At 69.1% G+C, this 1,774-nt stretch carries 1 protein-coding gene; it reads left to right on the forward strand.

All coding sequences use genetic code 11. The features are described 5' to 3' along the window. The first annotated feature begins 132 nt into the window (after positions 1–132). Positions 133–1,746, forward strand: coding sequence for an IS1634 family transposase (locus ACFVWU_RS44865; protein ID WP_387632499.1), 1,614 nt, complete (start codon positions 133–135; stop codon positions 1,744–1,746). Positions 1,747–1,774: the final 28 nt, after the last annotated feature.

A 1,774-nucleotide genomic window follows, 5' to 3' on the forward strand; every position in this document is an offset into this window, starting at 1 on the left:
ACTAGCCCCGTCCTTCGCACATGACTGGTTCGGATGAACTGGTGATGCGACCGGTACCCCGGTGGGGTGCCGGTCGTTGAGCCCGGCATGCCGATATCTCGTTCACGTCGCTCACGGGTGCACCGTCCTCGGATGACGGTGGAGTTCGCGCCTGTGGTGGAGAGGCGTCTGGGCGCTCTGCCTGCCTCTGCCGAGTTTCTGCGCCGGCTGGACGTGGCCGGGATCGTCGACGGGCTGTGCCCGATCCGCGAGGTCGCGCACCTCACGCACGGCCAGGTGATCGAGGTGATGGTCGCCAACCGGCTGTCCGCCCCGGCGCCGCTGGTCCGCGTGGGCGACTGGGCCCGGGAATGGGCCGTGGAGGAGGTCTTCGGCGTCCAGCCGGACCTGCTGGGTGATGACCGGCTCGCCCGCGCACTGGACGCGATCGCGCCGCACCTGGACGAGTTGGTCGGCACGGTCGGCGCGCGGGCCATCGCCGAGTTCGGTATCGACGTGTCCCGGATCCACTGGGACATGACCTCGATGTCCCTCTTCGGCGCCTACGACGACCAGGACGAGCGGTTCCCGCAGGTCAAGTACGGTCACCCCAAGGACCGCCGGGTCGATCTGAAGCAGATCCAGGCCGGTCTCGCGGTCAGCGGTGACGGCGGCGTCCCACTCTTCCACCGCGTCTACGACGGCGGCGCGGGCGAGGTCGCCCAAGTCGTCGGCGCGATGAACGCCCTGCGCAAGACGGCCGACCGGCGGGACTTCCTGCTGGTCGCCGACTCCAAGCTCGTGTCCCATTCCAACGTCACCGCCCTGCTGGACGCGAAGGTCGTCTTCATCGCCCCCGCCCCGGCCGCGAAGGTCCCCGACGAGGTCTATGCCGCCTTGAACCTCGAAGATGCGCAGGTCGTGGCCTACGTCCCGGACCGGGACGCGGGCAAACCCACCGACCGACGTGAGATCTACCGTGTGCTGGAGGACACCCATACCCTGCCCGGGCGGCGCAAGAGCGACCCGGTGCACACCCTGCGCAGGATCCTGGTCCACTCCAGCGGCAACGCCCGCGGCCAGCAGGCCGCCCGCGCCAAACGGCTGGCCCACGCGACCGAGGACCTGGACAAGCTCCGGCGCGGCGCCGGAGGGCGCTTCTACGGCACGGCCGAGAAGATCGCCGCCCGGATCGGCGTGATCGCCAAGACCCGCCGCGTCGAGGACTGCCTGCGGACCACGATCACCGCCGACCCTGACGGCCGGCCCGTCCTGGAATGGCACTTCGACCAGGACGTCCTGGCCGCCCAGGCGGCCGTCGACGGCTGGTACGCATTGCTGACCAATCTCACCCCCGAACAGGCCACCGCCGAACAGGTGTTGTTGCGTTACAAGGGCCAAGCCGTCGTCGAACGCCGCTACCACGACTTCAAGGGCCCCCTCGCGGTCGCCCCGGTCTTCCTGCAACACAACCGGCGCATCGCCGCCCTGATCACCGTGATCTGCCTGGCCCTGCTCGTGTTCTGCCTGATCGAACGTCAGGTGCGCCAGGCCCTGGGCCCCGAGCAGACCATGCGCGGCCTCTACCCCGACAACCGCGCCGTCCGTCCCACCGGCCGCATGATCTTCTACCACCTGGCCAGCCTGATGCTCCGGCCCGGCACCGCGACCAGCCCACCCACCGTCCTCATCAACCGAGGAGTCCAAGCACACCTGCTCGAACTCCTCAGCATTGACGAAACCCGACCCCGCTGGCTGGAGACCTAAAACCCCATGTGCGAAGTCCGGGACTAGC

This window comes from Kitasatospora sp. NPDC058190, assembly GCF_042883685.1.
GTDB lineage: Bacteria > Actinomycetota > Actinomycetes > Streptomycetales > Streptomycetaceae > Kitasatospora.

Bases quoted from the DNA above. Each gene is read 5' to 3' on its own strand.
- ACFVWU_RS44865 (WP_387632499.1), top strand. From the start codon at position 133: ATGACGGTGGAGTTCGCGCCTGTGGTGGAGAGGCGTCTGGGCGCTCTG.